The sequence below is a fragment of the Aquisphaera insulae genome, assembly GCF_011064615.1.
GTDB lineage: Bacteria > Planctomycetota > Planctomycetia > Isosphaerales > Isosphaeraceae > Aquisphaera > Aquisphaera insulae.
Genome location: NZ_JAALJH010000042.1, coordinates 44,563 through 61,955 on the forward strand (window position 1 = coordinate 44,563; position 17,393 = coordinate 61,955).

Here is a 17,393-nt window from a genome sequence, read left to right on the forward strand (position 1 = left end):
GAGGTTTCGCCACGTCTCGCTCAGCCCTCGGGCGGGGCGTCCTCGGCGGCCGGCGGACACTGCGCGGCCCACTCCAGCAGGGCGTCGAGCGCCGGGCACATGGCCTTCCCCCATTCGGTCAGCCCGTATTCGACCTTCGGGGGCACCTGCGGGTAGACGGTGCGGCTGACGAGGCCGTCTCGCTCGAGCTCGCGGAGTTGCTGGATGAGCATCTTCTGGGAGACGCCCGGGATCCGCTTCTCCAGCTCCGAGAAGCGGAGGATGCCTCGCGCGAAGAGATGGAAGATGATGACCACCTTCCAGCGGCCCTCCAGCATGCGGAGCGCGCGTTCGACGCCCTGGGCCGCCATCTGGGGCGTGACATCCTCTATCTTACCTGTGGGTGAGTACCCCACTATTTTGTCCGTTCTTGCCATGAATTCAGTATCGAGAATAATGCCTCCCACAGCAACCAATCCGGGAGGTGAACATGGGCGGTGGACGCGAACTCGAAGGGCTGCGGGCCCTGGTCACGGGTGGTACGAAGGGGATCGGGGCGGCGGTCGCGGCGACGTTACGCGAGGCGGGGGCGACGGTCCTGATCGCGGCGAGGAATCGGGCCGGGGATGTCGCGGAGGATGATCTCTTCGTGGCCGCGGACCTGGCGACCGCGGAGGGTTGCGAGGCCGTGGCCGATGCGGCCCGAGACCAGCTTGGCGGGGTCGATCTCCTCGTCCACGTGGCCGGGGGATCGTCGGCCCCCGCGGGCGGCTTCGCGGTGCTCGACGACGGCGAATGGCGTCGTGCCCTCGACCTCAACCTGCTCTCGGCGGTCCGGCTGGATCGCGCGCTCCTGCCGGCGATGCTCGCTCGCGGCTCGGGCGTGATCATCCACATCACCTCGATCCAGCGGCAGTTGCCGCTGCCCGAGGCGACCCTCGCCTATGCGGCGGCGAAGGCGGCGCTCTCGAATTACAGCAAGGGCCTGTCCAAGGAGGTGAGCCCGAAGGGCATCCGCGTGGTCCGGGTCTCCCCCGGCTGGGTCGAGACGACCGCGGCCACCGGCTTTTTGGAGGAACTGGCCGCCAAGACGGGCACGGACGTCGAGGGGGCGAAGAAGGCCCTGATGGCTTCACTGGGAGGCATCCCGATCGGCCGACCGGCGCGGCCCCAGGAAGTGGCGGATCTCGTCGCCTTCCTCGTGTCGCCGCGAGCGGCTTCCATCACGGGAACGGAATTCGTCATCGACGGCGGGACCGTGCCGACCGCATGAGGCTGGCCGCCCAGGAACGGACGGCCGCAACGGTCCCGCCCGCTCCCGACGGCGACCATGCCTGGTACGCCAGACGCTCGCAAGGCATGCAAACCTGTGAGCCGGATCCTGCGCGGCTGTCCCCGCAGGGCTGTCCCCGCAGGCGATCCCGGCGCTGGTGCTCTGTCACAGTTCAATTTTGGGGTTGGCCGGGACGGGCAGGAATGCCTGTCCTCCGACTCGCCTGGCGATGAACCCGGGGGACAGGCATTCCTGCCTGTCTTGCGACCCGTGTCCTGCGACCCGAATTTCTGGTGTTGACCAGGCACGAGCCGTTCTGGAATCGCGAAATTCTCCGGTCGTCATGGCCGGCGGCGGCGATCGCTGCTAGGATCTCATGTCATGAAATTGCTCTTTGCGGAATCACTTCACGGGAAGCGACCATGAGGCACCCTGGCGGACGATCTCCCCGGCCGTTCGCGCTGGAGATGGAGCGGCTGGAGGAGCGACGGTTGCTCGCCGGCTCGCCACCGACGATCCCACCCGGTATTGCCCACGCGGCGGTGGCGAATCCGTCCGTTTCGTACGCGGTCGCGGACGTGAAGGTCCTGGAGAATCAGGGGGCCGCGGAGGTCACCGTCGTTCGGTCCGGCGACATCGATGTCGTGGTTTCCTCGCTCTTTTACGAGACCCACGACCAGTCGGCGACCGCCCTGGCCGACTACAAGCCCACCGCCCAGATCCTCGGCTTCGGGCCCGGGGAGTCGATCAAGACCTTCAAGGTGCCGGTGATCGACGACGCGGTGTCCGAGGGAGACGAGCGGTTCACGATTCGTTTCTTCTCGATCAGGGAGACATCGAACGGCGTGGAGACCATTGATCGCGCCACGACGACCGTCACCATCGTGGACGACGAGCCGCCGACATCGAGACCGTCCACTCCACGGCCGGTCTCGATCGTCGCCGCCCGCCTGGCGATGAAGAAGAAGACCGTGACGGGGATCGTGATCCAGGTTGACGGGGGGCTCGATTCCAGCAGCGCCCGCGCCCTCTCGAACCACGTCCTGATCTCGGCCGGCCGCGACAAGATATTTGGGACTCGAGACGACAAGGTGGTCCGGCTCAGCAAGGCCGCCTACAACCCCGCGACGAACACAATCACGATCACGGCCCGGGGCGGCTCGCTCGCGCTCGGATCGCCGCTGCGGCTGACCGTGAACGGGTCGTCGTCGGGGCTCCTGGACCTTTCAGGCCGCCCGATCGACGGCAACCGCGACGGCGTGGCCGGCGGCGATTTCGTCGCGATGGTGACCCGCAAGGCCGTCACGCCGCTGGGCGACGGCCTCGCCTCGCGGACGCCGTGACGGCCCGACCGCGACACCCTGAGAGCCGGAAGGCTGTCCGACGGGAGGTGTTGCTACGCCTCCCGCCCCCGATCAATCGAAGAGCTCGCGGACGCGAATTTCCCCGAAGACGACACCGTCGATGCGGACAGGGATGGAGTCCTCGACGCCATGAACCGTCGGGGCGGAAGTGCCTGCGTACGCCTCAACCTGTCGGCGTCGCACATCGACGACCCAGATGACGACCCCGGCGGCGGTGTACACCGGGGCCTTCAGCCGCCGATCGCGGCGCAGGGTGGTGTCGGCCACCTCGATGGCGAGCAAGATCTCCCCAAGTCGCGGCAGTTTCGATCGGGATTTCCTGGTCCCTCGCGTCACGAGCACGTCGGGGACGAGGAGAGAGTCGCCCGCGTCCACCGTGAGTTCGCGTTCGACGAAGAAGCCTGGGAGCAACGGCTGGAGGGCCTCCTTCACGTTCGACGCGACGTTGTAGTGCGGCCAATCTTCCACCATGGTCGCGACCAGGCGGCCTCTTACAAGCTCGACCTTCTTCACATCATCGAAGATGCCGGCGTCGACCGCCTCCCGGAACCTTGCCGGCGTCCACAACGGCTTCTTGCGTACATCAGTGGCCATGGCGACCTCCAGCGGGCGTCACCGTTTATCCTACCGGACGGCTCACCAACAGGACAGGCGGCATTGATGCTTGGTCCTCGAGCATCGGCCGCTGCGAGCAGGCGGGAGGCTGGCCGGGCCGGTTCATGGAGAAGCCCCGGGCCGATCCGGGCCAGGGTGGCTGGCAGGTTGACCGGGAGCGTCTGCTCGCAGCAGGCTCCGGGGGGCGCGGGGCGGACCAGGCGGACGTTCTGGGGGGCGTCGAGCACCGTCTCGTTGCCGGTGATCGGCAGGCGACCGAGGACACCAAAGGCCAGGCACCCGAAGTGGGTAGTCCGGGCAAAACAGAGAGGAAGGCGGGTCCATCCAGTCGGGGCTGGACGCGGCTCGGGGGGGGCGGCTCAGGGCCTCGAGCCGGTGGCGACAACCTTTGGTCAGGGGACCGGGGCGAACCACTCCTCGCCGATGATCCGGCCGAGGAGGAAGAACTTGCGGTCGGGATACCAGAGCACGGCCTGGCCGCGGCGGACGGTCGAGCTGGCGTAGAGCGCCAGGTCGAGCCGGCCGGCCGTGCCCGGCTTGCCCAGCGTAACGCCGTCGTGGTCCATGAAGAACCTCGGCTCGTCGAACCAGATCGGCTGATCGCCGCCAGGATGGAAGCGGCCGGCGGCGAGGAAGACGGGCCGACGATGAAAGCCGGTGTCCTCCGGGCCGTAGGTCTTGTAATGGCCGTCGTGGTTGTGGAGAAACAGCGCGTACGTGCCGCTGCCGGCCGCCTCGCCACCGACGTCGTAGATCGGGCAAGGCGAGAGCGGATGGAGCAGCGGGGCCCCGCCATCTTTGCGCAGCAGGACCCGAGGGGCGTCCCAGGTCTCGCCGCTGTCTCGGCTCTGCGACCAGTACGGGCTCCCGACCGCGGTCCGCATCACGACGAACAGGCGACCGTCGGGGAGCTTCACGGTCGAGGGCTCCTGGCACGCACTCAGCTCGGGATGGCCGGGGAACGGCACGGCCAGCGCCTTCCGGTTGGAGGCGAACCATGAGATCTCGAGGTCGCGCGGCTCGGGTGAATCATCGACGTTCTCGAATCGCATGAACTCGACCCGGGCGTCGGCCGCGCGCCAGTCCTTGAGCTTATGCGGGATGACGGCGTGGCTGGTCCAGCGGGTGAAGCCGGCGAGGTATTTCCCCCCCTCGCCCAGCCGGAGGGGCTTCTGCCAGCAGAGCATGTTGGGGGGCATTGTCGGGTCAGGGTTGTCGTGGATGCTCCGCGCGACGGGAACCTCCTGCGGGGCCGACCAGGTCTTGCCGGCGTCGTCCGAGTAGATCCCGCGCAGCCATCCTGTGTGGTGGAAGAACGTGTCGTACTTGCCGACATGCTGGCTGTACAGGACGTAAAGCCGCCCCTTCTTCGAGACCAGCGGATAGCCCCAGCTCGCCATCGGGCCGTCGCCCGGCTTCTTCGGGCCGGCGATGATCCGGGGCTCGGTCCAGGTCTTCCCCTCATCGTCGCTGCGGGCGAACGCGATGTGCTGGTCGGGCGGGAGCGCGGCCGAGGAGTTCTCGACCGAGCTCTGGGTCCAGACCGCCATCAACGATCCGGTGGGGCCGTCGAAGACGAGGAAGTGCTCGTTGCCCGTGTCGACGAGTTTGTCGCCTTCCACCTTGGGCACGAACACGACGAAGTCGGGCCTTGTCGCCTGGAGCTCCTTCGCGATCCGGCCCCGCAGGTCGTCGGCGTCCTTGATGAACCCCGGCGGCTTCGCGGCCTGTTGCCAGCCGAAGGCCGAGCCCCCCCAGGCCTCGACGAGCAAGGCGACGACCACCGCATGACGCAATCCGCACATGGCGAACCCCTCCGACCGTCCTGACGTCCGCTCCTCCGCACGATCTCGTCATGATAGGGCGTCGGGTTGCGGCGATCGAGGTCCCTGGACGGCCGGCGACGATCGATGAGCCTGGGGTCATGCCTCGAAGATTCCAGGGAGCGGGGACAGAGTCCTCTTCATTCAGGATCACGCCGCCGGGCGTCGGCTCCGCCTCGCGGACGCCGTGACGGCTCGACCACCAAGCCCTGAGCTGAGGCTTCGGAATGGAAAAGCCCCGGGCCGATCCGGGCCAGGGTGGCTGGCGGGATCGGCCCGGGCATTCTCGGGTTCAGGCCGGAAGATCGGCCCCGGCGGGGACCTCGGGCGAGGTCATCGCGCCCCGGGCTGGTTGGCCAGGGTCGGAGTCGTCGTGGCCGCGGTCCCGGTCCCGGTCGTTCCGCGGACGCCCAGCGAGAGGAACTCGACCGAGCGGGCCGTGAAGGAGTACTGGAGCATCGCGTTCAGGACGGTCTGGAACGGGGCGGCGAGGCGATCGAGGAAGACCGTGGTGCGGACGATCGGGTCGCGGTAGACGACCAGGCGATCGCCGGGCATGAGCTGGTAGTTGGTGGTGGAATCGCCGCCGCTCATGATGGCCGCCAGGTTGACCGGGAGCGTCTGCTCGCAGCAGGCTCCGGGGGGCGCGGGGCGGACCAGGCGGACGTTCTGGGGGGCCGCGGTCGGGAGCAGCCCGCCGGCGAACTCGAGGGCGTCGAGCACCGTCTCGTTGCCGGTGATCGGCAGGCGACCGGGGGCGGCCACGTCGCCGAGGACGTAATAGTTCTTGCTGTTGTAGGCCGTGACGTCGACGAAGACGCGATCGCTATCCCTGGGGTTGATGTGCATCGGCTTGCCGTCCTTGTCCATCTTGACGTGGGGGTAGCCGTCGGCGTCCTCCTCCTCCTCGTACAGGCCCAGGGTCTCGTCGTGGAGGAACTTCCGGAGGTGGAAGATGATCTTCTCCTTGGCCTCGCTGATGGTGAGGCCGGCGACGTACACCTCGCCGTACCAACCGAGCGAGATCTTGCCGTCGGGGCGGACCAGCCGCTCGCCCGAGATCGGCCGGCCGGGGGCCGCCTCGAGCACCTCGACGAGGACGATGTCCGGGGGCTCGATGACGTACTCCGGCATCGTGACCTTCTTGAACTCGCTGGGGATATTGCTGTTGGCGATCTTCTCCTCGGGCGTCTTCACGGTCTGGCAGCCGCTCGCGACGCATGCGACGAGCACGAGCAGCAAGCCGGCACGGCGAATATTCTCTGTGCGTCCCATGCACCACTCCTCCCGGCACTCCGAGACCGGCCGAGCTGGCCCCCGGAAGCTTCGGACCATCGCAACCGCCGCGATCCATCGCGGCCGGCTCGGCTCGCCGCCGAGGCGATCCCTTGAACCCTCGAATTCCCGTCCGACACCCGAGATGCCGCCCCGTCGATGCGAGGCCGGTCTTGACACGACTTACAATCGGCACAATCGCCCGGTCTCTCGAATCGAAAAGGCCCGACGCGCTATTATTGCCCGCGTTGGGGGAAATAGCGGAGCGGGCGGTTGAATCGTTGCGGCTTGTTGGCCCTGGCCGCCGGCCCGGTCGGCCGGTTGAAATAGGCCGCCGCCAGCCCCCCGGGGACGTTCGCATCCCGCCGGTGGGTCGATGCGGCCTTCGGATCCTCATCCCCTTCGGGAGCCCGGAGGGTCCGCGTCCGCCCGGCCTTGCTCGCCTGGCCCGCCGGCCCGCCCGGCCGAACTCCGCTGAGCTGGCCGTTGCCCACGCCGAGCATCCGCTGCGAGGCCGAGAGCATGTACAGGCCCGTCTGCTCCCTGGTCATCGGCATCGCCGCGCCGCCATAGACGTAACCGATCCCGAGCGGATCGGAGGCGCGCGACCCCGCCGTGGCGGAGCCGGTCCCCGTCGTCCCCATCGGGATGATCCCCATCGCCGGCGAGTTGCCGCCGCCCGAATTGAACGGCAGCGGGGCCAGGCCGAGTCCCGTATTGCTCCCCGCCGTCGCCTGGGCCCGGGCCGTCGGCGACCAGGCTCCGGACGCCGCGACCAGGACCAGGAGCGCCACCCGGCGCGAGAAATTCCGGCATTCGATCATCGTCATGACTCCCTGACCGCTTGCAGCCTCCGTCGCGGAACCCCACAGGCGGCGGAGTGGGGGACAGCGCAGGCGTGTCCCTGCGACTCCTTGACTAGATCGGAATGCCATCTCCCCGCTTTGATCCTTTCTCTCGATACCCTCCGTGTTTCGATCGGGATCGGAATTTCCCGCTCAACCCCGATAAGCCTCGATTGCGCAAAACTCGGATTTCTCCTTGCTTATCCAGATTCTCTGTAGCCTCTGAATCGCGGCACCCGATCGAGATTTCCAGGAACCCGAGGTGCTGAGGCACGCGCTCGGGGAGCGGCATGCGAATCGAGTCACCCGAACGGATGAGGCAAGGAATGCTGACGAGAACATTGGAGCGAAGGACCCGGCGGGTCGTGGCCGCGCTGGCGGTGTTCGCGGGCATGACGGGGCTGGCGAACGCCCAGCAGGGGGGGCTCTTCCCGCTGCATCCGATCAAGCGGCAGCGCGTGGCCTGCCCGAACGAGGATCCGATCTACGGGACCTACAGGAACCAGTACTACGGCTACTATCCGACCCAGTGGAAGCCGTTCCCGCAGGGGTGGAACCTGGCGGGGCCGGAGACGCCGAATGCCGCGGCGGAGTTCCAGCAGCATCCGCTCGCGGCCGTCTCGGAGCCCCCGGCGGAGGGGGACAAGCCCGACCGGGAGGCGCCCGATGCGGGTGACAAGCCGGCGGTCCCGGAGCCGCCGACGGACACCAAGTCACCGTTCGAGATGGACCCGGCCGAGGGGTCGACGGCCCCGCGCCGGCCGTCGACGTCGGCGCCGGCTCGGACGCCCACGCCGGGCACCGTGAACACCCCGCCCGCGGCCCCGACGACCCCACGGCCCACGCCGGGCACGGTGAATTCGCCCTTCGAAACGCCGGCCGACAAGCCCCCGGCGGCCAAGCCCCCCGCGGCCGGCCCGGCGACGCCGAGGGCGCCGGAGCTGGGCGTCCCGGAGGCGCCCAGGGCCAGTCGCTCAACCAGGGGTGATCGGGACGTGGAGGCCCTGCCCGCCCGGGTGGCGAGTCGCGGTCCGCTGCTGGAGTCTGCCGATGTCACCCTGCCCGAGGTCGAGGAGGTCGGCCAGGCCGGCGACGGGGCGGTCCTTGGAGGTCCGGGAGCATCGGCCCCGGTCGCCGCGCAGCCTGCACCGGCGGCCCCTCGCCGGGGCCGCCTGAGCGCCCTGTTCAACGGCGGTTGGAACCTGCTGAGGCGGTGATCGCCCCGCGGAGATCGGTCGTCACCGGCGCCGCCGACGCGGATGCAAACGACGGGGGCGGGCTCCCTGATCATCGGCATGGCCGGTGGATCAGGCGGCTCGCCCCGGCCCTGGGCCGCGAGTTGCTCGGCCCGGGGATCCTGGATGTGTCGATGGCCGTCGACGGCCCGCGAGAGCGGGCCGTCGGCGGCCGTGGCCGGCTCAGTAGCTGTCCGCCGAGAGGACCTCGCCCTTGTCCTTGGTGCCGAGCGCCCACCAGGTCGTCTGCTGGATCGAGTCCTTGATGAACTTGACGCTGCCATCCGCCATCAGCGCGTTGACGCCGCCGGGATGGTTGCTGGAGACGTTCAGGAAGTCGCCGAAGTCCATCCCGCAGCCCTGGCAGTCGAGGCGGCAGCCCGTGTACTGGTACTGCTTCGAGTTGGGCGGGATGAGCGAGTTGAAGAACGTGAGGCCGGGCGAGCCCGGGGCCCAGCGATAGCCCTTGTTGTTCGAGATGTACTGGTTGGTGGCGAACGCCTGCTGGCACTGCTGCATGTAGCCCGTGATGACCGAGATCGAGTTCGCGTCCTGGGTCGCGTCGAGATATCGGGTCGGGCTGATGTTCAGGGCCGGGCCGCTCCGGTACTTGATCGTGCCCGAGTTGGCCCCGACGAGCGACTCGCTGAAGGCCATGGTGTTCGAAGAGCCGTCCTGGATCGCGGCCAGGCTGTAGGCGTTCTTGTGGGCGAAGACGCCCATGCTGTCGGAGTTCCAGCAATCCGTGGTCGTGCCGTAGCAGCCCAGGTAGCTGTTGATGTTATTGCTGCCGGCCATGTAGTCCGACGGGCAGAGGAACGAGTTGACCTTCGTATTCCAGGCCGTCGAATTGATCGGATTGGGATACTGGTAGTTCAGCCCGTACCAGCTCGTCCAACTGTAGTTGATCGTATTGTAGATGGGGGTCTGCTCCATGTAAGGGAGCAAGAAGGCCTGGGCGCTCCAGGTCCCCCATTCCGTGGTCACGTTCACGTCCGAATAGGCGATGGAGTTCATCAGCGGGAACGTGCCGATGGCGCTGTGATAATTGTGCATCGCCAGGCCGAGCTGCTTCAGGTTATTGATGCACTGGGCCCGCCGGGCCGCCTCGCGGGCGGACTGGACCGCGGGCAGGAGCAGGGCGATCAGGACCGCGATGATCGCGATGACGACGAGCAGCTCGATCAGGGTAAAGCCTCGATGACCGCGCAATCTCATGAAACGACCCTCCGACGACGAACGACCGGGACGAAGTGGAAATGATGACGAAAGCTGAGCGACGGCGGCTCGTGCCGATCGGGCTCACCGCCGCTTGGACGCCTCGCGCAGAGCGCTGAGTCCGTCCGACTAATGGGACTTGGCCTTGGTGGCCCCCTTCGGGCCGAATTGCTTCTGCATGGCCTCCTTCATCGCGTCGCTGGTACGCGTGTTCTCCTGCTTGGATTCGGCGCTCTCCTTGACCTGAGTGCCGTTCTGGTTATCGCCACCGCAGCCGCTGAACGTGGCGGCCGTGCCGAACGAGACGACGAAGCCCACCACACCCGCCAAGACCAGACGCAAACCCTTCATGATGTCCTCCGGTGAGCCGAACCAGAGCCGGCTGCAACGTCGCATTTTTCTGCAGAAGCGGAAGGCCACTTGACCCTAAAGGCCCCGAACGTTGGTGGCACTTCGACGCGACCGAGACCCGATGCCAGCGAATCTAAGCGGGCCTGGCTGGAGAAACAAGCGCTTTCCGAGATGTCCTTGGACGGATTTCCCATTCGGTTTCAGAAAGTGGTACTCGGCCCTCGGGTCTGGGCGGTAGGTGCGGATGGGACCGGCTCGCGAGGGCTGTGCACGTCAGGGACGCTCGCGCACCGGGCGATGTCCCACCCGGCCGGCACGCGCACCGCCTCCACGGATCGCCCCGCCGCGCGCAGGACCGCGACGGAACGCCGATCCGGGGCGATCGCCGGGGGGGCGAGGAGGATGCCGCTGGCCACGACCTTCGCCTCGGCTTCGCTGGCGCGGGGGATGGCGGAGCCGGCGGCCACGTGGAGCGTCGCCACCCTCAGCTCGTTGGTCATCTCCCGCATCCGGGTGGCGACGTAGGCCAGCCTCGGGCTGCCGTCCCCGCCGCGGAAGATCCGGGGATGTCGCCGACGGACCATGAGCCCGGTCTCCTCCGCGTCCAGGAGACGTCCGGCCGCGACGATCCTGGTCGTGCCGCGGTCCAGCTCCAGCCACCAGAGCTGCCAGTCCGTGGGGATCCCGGCCCCCCCGCCCCTGAACTGGACCGAGGCGAGCATGCGGCGGCCCGATGGGTCGTCCTCATCCCAGGACAGGTCGCCCACGAAGGGTGTCGCGTCGGCGATCGGCGAGGGCTGCCAGGGCAGCTCGCGAGGCCGGATCCCGGACGGCTGGTCCGAGCTCCCGCCGGCCCATCCCGCCTCGAAATCGAGGCCATAGACCCGCCCGTCGGCCCCCGGATAGACGACCCTGGCCCGGTTCCCCGGCAGCCAGCACGGGGCGTCGTTGGGGAGCGGATCGCCGAGGAGCGGGATCCGATCGAGGATCTGGCCATCGGGCAGCACCATCCGGATCATCTCCGGGCCGGACGCGTCGAGGCCGCCGCGGGACCATGCGACCCCCACGATCTGGCGCCGTCCCCGGTCCTCCCAGGGGGAGAAGCTAGCCAGGTCGAGGGAGATCCCCCCCGGGAGCATCGGTGCCAACGGCTCGACGCGTGGCGTATCCGGGTGCAGCACCTGCGGCTCGATGCCGGCCCGGTCGGTGAGGGACCTGGGCAGGATCATGGCGGGCGGCACGGCGGTGGCATGACGCCACCGCGGCTCGGACGTGGGGGGAGACACGAGGATGGCCACGCCCGCGCCGAACATGGCGGCCAGGGCGGTCACTCGGACCGCGATCACGAGAATCTTGCCCAGCATGGCGGGACCTCGTCAAGGAATCGATCAAATGCCGTCGAACGCGGGTGTCAACCGCGACGGTCCGAGCCGTCTCCAACAGGAAGTTCAAGCGAAATCGGCGAGACGTTACGCGCACTCCGTAGGATTTCGTAGTAAATCCGCGGTCGATGGGCCCAAGCCCGTTGCGATGACGCTTGAGAGCATAGAGTCAACCGCGACGCCCATCCCAGCCGGGGACCATCCAGGGCTCGGTCCGTCATGTTCCAGACGCTATCGGAGCCGGAAACTCCGGCGAGCTTCCCGTCGACCCACTGGAGCCGCGTGATCGCGGCCGCCGATCCCCGCGAGTCTCGCAGTCGCGAGCCGCTCGCCGCGATCTGCCGGGCGTACTGGTATCCCCTCTATGCGTACATCCGGCGCCGGGGCCACGGCCCCGAGTCGGCGCGCGACCTGACGCAGGACTTCTTCGCGCGGCTCCTCGAACGCGGGACCCTGGCGGAGGCGGATCCGTCCCGCGGCCGTTTCCGGTCCTTCCTCCGGACGGTCTGCGCCCACTACCTGGCAAATCGCCACGACCGCGAGACCGCCCGCAAGCGCGGGGGCGGGCGGGTCGCCGTCTCGATCGACGCGGCGCACGCCGAGGGGCGGTATGAACGCGAGCTCGCCCACGAGGTCACTCCGGACCGGATCTTCGACCGGAGCTGGGCGCTCGAGCTCCTGAGCCGCGTCCTGGATCGGCTCCGCCGCGAGTACGACGAGGCCGGCAAGGCCGCGACCTTCGAGATCCTGAGGATCGGCCTGGATCACGGTCCCGAGGACCTCCCCCACGCGGCCATCGCCGCCCGGCTGGGGACCACCGAGGGGGCCGCCCGGGTCGCCGCCCACCGCCTCCGCCGCCGCTACGGCGAGCTCCTCCGCCGCGAGATCGCCTCCACCCTCAACGACCCCGCCGACGTGGACGACGAGATCCGGGACCTCTTCGCGTCCCTGGGATCGTGAACCCGGATCGGGACGGGCCTCGAGCCCGAGACGCGATGGGCGAACCACCGAACATGAGCGATCCACTCGTCTGCCCGCGGTGCGGAGTCGTCCGGCCTCCGAGCGATCCGGTGGGGGCTTGCCCGGCTTGCCTGCTGCGGCTGGGCCTCTCCCTCGGCCCGGGGATCGACCGGGACGATCGAAGGTCGGGGGGCGGGCGGAAGCTCGCGCGGGGGGCCCCGGATCGTCGAGCCCCCTCGGCGCGAGTGCGTCGGGCCCCGGGGGCCTCGGGCACGACCGTGGGCAAGATCTCGCGGATCGATCTCCGCCACGGCACGACGGGCGAAGGGCCGGGGGGAGAGAACGGGGTGGCGACGGTCGGTCCGCTCGCCCCAGGCACCGCCCGCTATCAGCTCTTCGAGGAGCTGGCCCGGGGCGGGATGGGGGTGGTGATCCGGGGGCGGGACGTGGACCTCGGGCGGGACGTCGCGGTGAAGGTCCTGCGGGAGGAGCTCGCCGAGCGGCCGGAGGTCGTGAGCCGGTTCGTCGAGGAGGCCCAGATCGGGGGCCAGCTCCAGCATCCCGGCATCATCCCGGTCTACGAGCTGGGCCGGCTCCCGGACTCGCGGCTCTACATCGCCATGAAGCTGGTCCGGGGCCGCACGCTGGCGGAGATGCTCCGAGGGCGGGCGGATCCGACGGACGACCTGCCGCGGCTGCTCGCGACCTTCGACCAGGTCTGCCAGACGATGGCCTACGCCCACAGCAGCGGCGTGATCCATCGCGACCTCAAGCCCTCCAACATCATGGTGGGGAACTTCGGCGAGGTCCAGGTGATGGACTGGGGGCTCGCCAAGGTGCTGGGCCGGGAGGGCTCGCCGGACGGCGGCCGGATGCGTCCGGGGGCCGAGGATCCGCCCCCGATCCGGACCGGGCGGAGCGGGTTCGAGGCCGACGCGTCGCGGGCCGGCTCGGTGCTGGGGACGGCCGCCTACATGGCCCCGGAGCAGGCGCGCGGCGACCTCGAGAGCCTCGACGAGCGGGCGGACGTCTTCGGGCTGGGGGCGATCCTCTGCGAGATCCTCACCGGCGAGCCCCCCCACACGGGCCCGGCGGGAGACGACCTGCACGAGAGGGCCGAGCGCGGGGACCTCTCCGAATGCCTGGGCCGGCTGGACGCCTGCGGGGCCGAGGGCGGCCTGGTTGCCATTGCGAGGTCCTGCCTGTCCGCGGAGCCGCAGCATCGGCCCAGGGACGCCGGCGTGGTCGCGGCGAGGCTGACGGCCCACCTCGCCGGAACGCAGGAGAGGTTGCGGGCCGCGGAGCTCGCCAAGGCCAGGGCCGAGCTGCGCGCCGCCGAGGAGCGGAAGCGGCGGATGCTGACCGTCGGCCTGGCGGCCTCGCTGGTCGCCGTCGCGGCGCTGACCCTGGGTGGGGCGGCCTGGATGGCCCGCGAGCGGTCGCGGCGGATCGATGCGGCCTCGCGTGCGGTCGTCGCCGCGGCCTACGAGGCCTCGACGTTGCTCAGCCGCGCCCGATCGTCCCCCGGCCCCGACCTCGCGCTCTGGGCGCAGGTGGCGCGGGCGGTCGAGCAGGCGGAATCGGCGGCCGGGGGGCCGGACGTCCGCCCCGTGCTGAGGCGCCAGGTCATGGAGCTGTCGGCGGCCGCGTCCCGCGACCGCGACCGGGCGCTGGCGGAAGCCCGCGATCTCCGGATGGTCGAACGCCTGGCGCGGATCCACGCCGATATCGCCGTCCACTTTCGTCTCGATCGGGCAGAGTCGGAATACCTCGCCGCGTTCCGGGACTTCGGGATCGACATCGACGGGGAAGACCCGGCGGCGGCCGGCGCCAGGCTGGCGAAGAGTCCGCTGGCGATCGAGCTGGCCAACGCGCTGGACCAGTGGACGTTCCTCCGCAGGCATCTCCGCGGCCGCGGGCCGGAAGGGGCCGCGCGGCTCGTCGCCATCGCCAAGGCGGTCGACCCGGACCCCTGGCGGAACCAGCTCCGGGACACCCTCTCCGAGACGGCGGCCGACCGCGGCCAGGCCGTCGAGGCCCTCCGCCGATTGGCCGCGACGGCCGACCCCGAGCGGCTCCCGGAAGCCAGCGTGACGCGGCTTGCCTGGGCACTCGCGGTCCATCGCAACCGGCCACTCGCGATCGATCTCCTGAGCCGCGCTCAACGCGTCCATCCCGACAACTTCTGGCTCAACGTGGATCTCGCCGGATTGCTGGCGAAGTCGGGCCGGCACGACGAAGCCATCCGCTACTACTCCGTGGCGCAGGCGATCAGCCCTCGCAGCGAGCTGGCCATGCACTCCCTCTCCGGGGCCCTCCGGGCCGCCGGCCGTACGGACGAGGCGGACCGGTATCCACGGCCCATCTCGCCGCCCGGCGGGCCGCCGCCACCACCCGGCGGGCCGCCACCGCCACCAGGGGACTGACCACGCGCATCGTCCGCGACGAGAAGTCCGGTGCCGTTACATGAATCAACTATTGAGCATGACGGTACATTGACGATCGATCTAGTATGGTGCCGTGCGGCCCTCGCCGCGCGACGCCGTGGTCGGCGGTTCGAGCTGGGGGCGGAGTGACTCGAGCCGGCTGATTCGCTCCGAAGGCGTGGGGCGGTCGTTCCAGTGGCGATCCACGGTCCCCGATCCGGCGACGTGGCCCGGCTTCGCGGCGGATGTCGTCTGGAGGTAGCTCCGGTAGCGACGGAGGAACGCGAGGCACTGACGCCGCGTGTGGCCGAGGCCCAGGAGCCGTCGCGTGGCCCACTCGTCGGCGGCGTGTTCCTGGTCGGCGGACGGGGCGTGCCCGGCCGTCGGATCCGTGGGGCCATGTCGCAGCTCGGCGTGGGCCATTTCATGGCCGAGGAGCCAGGCGAGCTCGACGTCATCGGAGACGAGCTGAAACACCGCGCGGCTCACGCAGATGGTCCCGTCCTGGAGGGAGAACACGTCGAGCTCGTCGGAGTCGAGGACCTCGAATCGGACATTCGGGCCCGTCCGCTCGCGGCCCTCGATGAGCGGCCCGGCCGCGGCCTTGATGCGGTCGAGGAACGGCGATGCGGGCAGGATCGGGCGGCGGACGGCGACCGCCGGGCAGGGGCCGGGCTGCGGGCCGACGTCTTCGGTCGGGGTGGCCGTCGCCGGCGGGCTGTCGATCACCGGAGTGGCGGCAAGGGGCTCCCGATCGGCGACGGCGCTTGCCGGAGCCGGGCCGGGGGCGGTCTCCGGCTCGGGGCCGCTCGCGGGGGAGGCACTCGCCGCGTCGGGCGTGGGGGCGACGGCTCGTTCGCCCGGGCGGAATGCCATGCTGGCGATGACCATGAGGATGATCAGGAGACCCGTCGAGGCGGCCAGGCGGTGACGATTCCCCCGGGGAAGAGCGGCGGTCGCGGGGGGCGACGGCTGATTCACCTCGCGGGTGCGAGCCCGCGGATCGCGTCCGTTGGACGAGGGCCCGGTCCCCGCGGGAGGACGCGGTTCCCGTCGTTTCGCGGTCGAGCTCCCGGTCGGGTCGGCACCGGCCTCGGGGAACAGTCCCGCGAGCCTCCGGGCCCGCTTCCATCGGTCGAAGCCCTCGCGCCAGACGAGGTCGGTCGGCTCGAGCATCCCGGCCGCCGCGAGCTGCCGGAGCTGGGTGCCCGTCACCGGGCCAAGGCTCTTGTTCCAGTGCGTGTAGTACCATCGGGGCCGGCGGCGGGCATCGAGGCCGGGGATCGTCGAAGCCGCGACCCATTGCGGATCCCCCTGCTTGCGGACGAGGTCGCCTCCTTCGAGGCGGCCTTTCCGGACGAGCCGGCGGAGCTCCGAAAAGGTGACCGGCTGTTCCGCCTTCGTCTGCCGGCCATGATGCCACAGGTCGCTCATCGGTCCACTCCTCGAGATCGGCGTGAAGGAGAAGCTCGGCCGTTCCGGACCATCGGGCGTTCAGTTCGCGGTGACGCTGGTGTTTCCGTCGGCTCGAAGGAGATCGCGCTGGCGGACCAGCAACGGGTGTAGCATCGCGTAGAGGTCGCGCTCCTGAGGCGTGGTCGCGGGAGCGAACTGGAGCCGAGACCTCGTCACGAACTCGACCAGGTCCCCCGCGGTGGTCCCGCCGTAGCCCTCGAGCTCCGCCAGCAGCTTCCCGGAGCGCACGGCATGGAGGAATCTCGCCGAGCTGACCAGGCCGTCCAGGAACGTCCTGGCGTCGCGGACCGACTCTGGGTGGCTGGATGGGGTCAGGTCGGAAATCCGCGTTCGCAGCCCGTCGAGCGCCCGATCGACCGAATCGATGTCGCCCGCGCCGAGCGTGCCCCGCGCGGCGGCTTCCATCGCGGCGTCGATGGCCTTGTGGTAGGCGTCGAACGCCCGGTCGAAGGCCGGTTCGCGGAGGAGGACGGGCCACTCCTTCCGGTTGGTGAGGCGGGTGGTGGAGATGACCACGCCATCCTGGGCCAGGAGCCAGGGGGCCCGGTCCACGCTCCCGCCGGGGACCGGGACCTTGGTCGCTCGGAGCAAGGACGGGGACATCCGGGTGAGGTCGGCAATCTCCCGGACGACGGCATTGAGGGCATCGCCGCGGTAGATGTCCGAGGGCTCCGGCCGCGAGAGCTGGCGAGCCTGGATCTCGGCGAGGGAACGGCTCGTGCTCAGGGCCTTCTGCTGCTTCTGGCGGGCGTAGGCCCGGGCATGATACTGCGCGTTGGCCTCGATCGCCCACTCCTGCCTGAGGATCGTGTCGGTCCACACCGAATGCGCGAGTGCCGTGTTCAGGTTGTACTGGCCGAGTCCCATGAAGAGGAAGCCCGCCCCGCGGCTCTCGTCCCCTCCCACGGTCGATCCGGGGAACAGGACCTCGTACTGGGCCGAAGCGTTGCTCGTGGCCGTCGCGATCGAGGCGACCAGCAGACTTGCCTTCAGGAAGGATCGGGTCATCGCATGCCTCCGCTCGGTGGAGAGGTGCCTCCCCCGGTGGGGATGGTCGTGAATGGTTGCGGGAAACGGTCCGACACGACGGCGCCGGAAGGACGACCTTCGGACGCGGCGGGATCCGCGGATCGGGCCCTCCGAACGCCTGGGGCCTGGTCACCAGCCTCCC

At 69.7% G+C, this 17,393-nt stretch carries 15 protein-coding genes; 5 read left to right on the plus strand and 10 right to left on the minus strand.

Annotation, left to right across the window (positions count from 1 at the left end):
• Positions 1–20 precede the first annotated feature (20 nt).
• Positions 21–416, minus strand: coding sequence for a winged helix-turn-helix transcriptional regulator (locus G6O54_RS20860; RefSeq protein ID WP_165227601.1), 396 nt, complete (start codon positions 414–416; stop codon positions 21–23).
• Positions 417–469: 53 nt separating this feature from the next.
• Between G6O54_RS20860 and G6O54_RS20865 the strand changes: the two genes are divergently transcribed.
• On the plus strand, positions 470–1,252 hold the full coding sequence (locus tag G6O54_RS20865) for an SDR family oxidoreductase (RefSeq protein WP_165227602.1): 783 nt from the start codon (positions 470–472) through the stop codon (positions 1,250–1,252).
• Positions 1,253–1,674: 422 nt separating this feature from the next.
• Complete coding sequence (locus G6O54_RS20870) at positions 1,675–2,595, plus strand: Calx-beta domain-containing protein (protein WP_165227603.1); 921 nt, start codon at positions 1,675–1,677, stop codon at positions 2,593–2,595.
• Between the two features lie 72 nt (positions 2,596–2,667).
• Here the strand turns inward: G6O54_RS20870 and G6O54_RS20875 are convergent, their stop codons facing one another.
• The 4 genes from G6O54_RS20875 to G6O54_RS20895 form a co-directional block, all read right to left on the minus strand.
• Positions 2,668–3,183 carry a Uma2 family endonuclease gene (locus G6O54_RS20875; protein ID WP_165227604.1) on the minus strand — a complete coding sequence of 172 codons (516 nt, stop codon included), beginning with the start codon at positions 3,181–3,183 and terminating at the stop codon, positions 2,668–2,670.
• Positions 3,184–3,623: 440 nt separating this feature from the next.
• Positions 3,624–5,036, minus strand: coding sequence for a sialidase family protein (locus G6O54_RS20885; RefSeq protein WP_165227605.1), 1,413 nt, complete (start codon positions 5,034–5,036; stop codon positions 3,624–3,626).
• Between the two features lie 351 nt (positions 5,037–5,387).
• Positions 5,388–6,329 (minus strand): polysaccharide biosynthesis/export family protein, encoded by a 942-nt coding sequence (locus G6O54_RS20890; RefSeq protein WP_165227606.1) that lies wholly within the window; start codon positions 6,327–6,329, stop codon positions 5,388–5,390.
• Between the two features lie 236 nt (positions 6,330–6,565).
• Positions 6,566–7,153, minus strand: a complete 588-nt coding sequence (locus tag G6O54_RS20895) for a hypothetical protein (RefSeq protein ID WP_165227607.1) — start codon at positions 7,151–7,153, stop codon at positions 6,566–6,568.
• A 347-nt stretch (positions 7,154–7,500) separates the two neighbouring features.
• Here G6O54_RS20895 and G6O54_RS20900 point away from each other — a divergent pair, with 347 nt between their 5' ends.
• The gene (locus G6O54_RS20900) at positions 7,501–8,391 is read left to right on the plus strand and encodes a hypothetical protein (protein ID WP_165227609.1); all 891 of its coding nucleotides are present in this window, start codon (positions 7,501–7,503) and stop codon (positions 8,389–8,391) included.
• A 201-nt stretch (positions 8,392–8,592) separates the two neighbouring features.
• Here the strand turns inward: G6O54_RS20900 and G6O54_RS20905 are convergent, their stop codons facing one another.
• From G6O54_RS20905 to G6O54_RS20915, 3 genes are all read right to left on the minus strand, one after another.
• On the minus strand, positions 8,593–9,627 hold the full coding sequence (locus tag G6O54_RS20905) for a DUF1559 domain-containing protein (RefSeq protein ID WP_165227611.1): 1,035 nt from the start codon (positions 9,625–9,627) through the stop codon (positions 8,593–8,595).
• A gap of 129 nt (positions 9,628–9,756) precedes the next feature.
• On the minus strand, positions 9,757–9,978 hold the full coding sequence (locus G6O54_RS20910; protein WP_165227613.1) for a hypothetical protein: 222 nt from the start codon (positions 9,976–9,978) through the stop codon (positions 9,757–9,759).
• Positions 9,979–10,178: 200 nt separating this feature from the next.
• Positions 10,179–11,342 carry a hypothetical protein gene (locus G6O54_RS20915; protein ID WP_165227615.1) on the minus strand — a complete coding sequence of 388 codons (1,164 nt, stop codon included), beginning with the start codon at positions 11,340–11,342 and terminating at the stop codon, positions 10,179–10,181.
• 237 nt (positions 11,343–11,579) lie between these two features.
• Between G6O54_RS20915 and G6O54_RS20920 the strand changes: the two genes are divergently transcribed.
• Together G6O54_RS20920 and G6O54_RS20925 are read left to right on the plus strand one after the other, a co-directional pair.
• Entirely contained in the window at positions 11,580–12,320 is a 741-nt protein-coding gene (locus G6O54_RS20920) for an RNA polymerase sigma factor (RefSeq protein ID WP_165227617.1), read from the plus strand.
• A 53-nt stretch (positions 12,321–12,373) separates the two neighbouring features.
• Positions 12,374–14,746, plus strand: a complete 2,373-nt coding sequence (locus tag G6O54_RS20925; protein WP_165227619.1) for a serine/threonine-protein kinase — start codon at positions 12,374–12,376, stop codon at positions 14,744–14,746.
• 81 nt (positions 14,747–14,827) lie between these two features.
• Here G6O54_RS20925 and G6O54_RS20930 read toward each other — a convergent pair whose 3' ends face one another.
• Both G6O54_RS20930 and G6O54_RS20935 read right to left on the minus strand, forming a co-directional pair.
• Positions 14,828–16,180 (minus strand): GYF domain-containing protein, encoded by a 1,353-nt coding sequence (locus G6O54_RS20930; RefSeq protein ID WP_165227621.1) that lies wholly within the window; start codon positions 16,178–16,180, stop codon positions 14,828–14,830.
• Between the two features lie 60 nt (positions 16,181–16,240).
• Positions 16,241–17,230: a hypothetical protein gene (locus G6O54_RS20935; protein WP_165227623.1), complete on the minus strand. Its 990-nt coding sequence runs from the start codon at positions 17,228–17,230 to the stop codon at positions 16,241–16,243.
• Positions 17,231–17,393 lie beyond the last annotated feature (163 nt).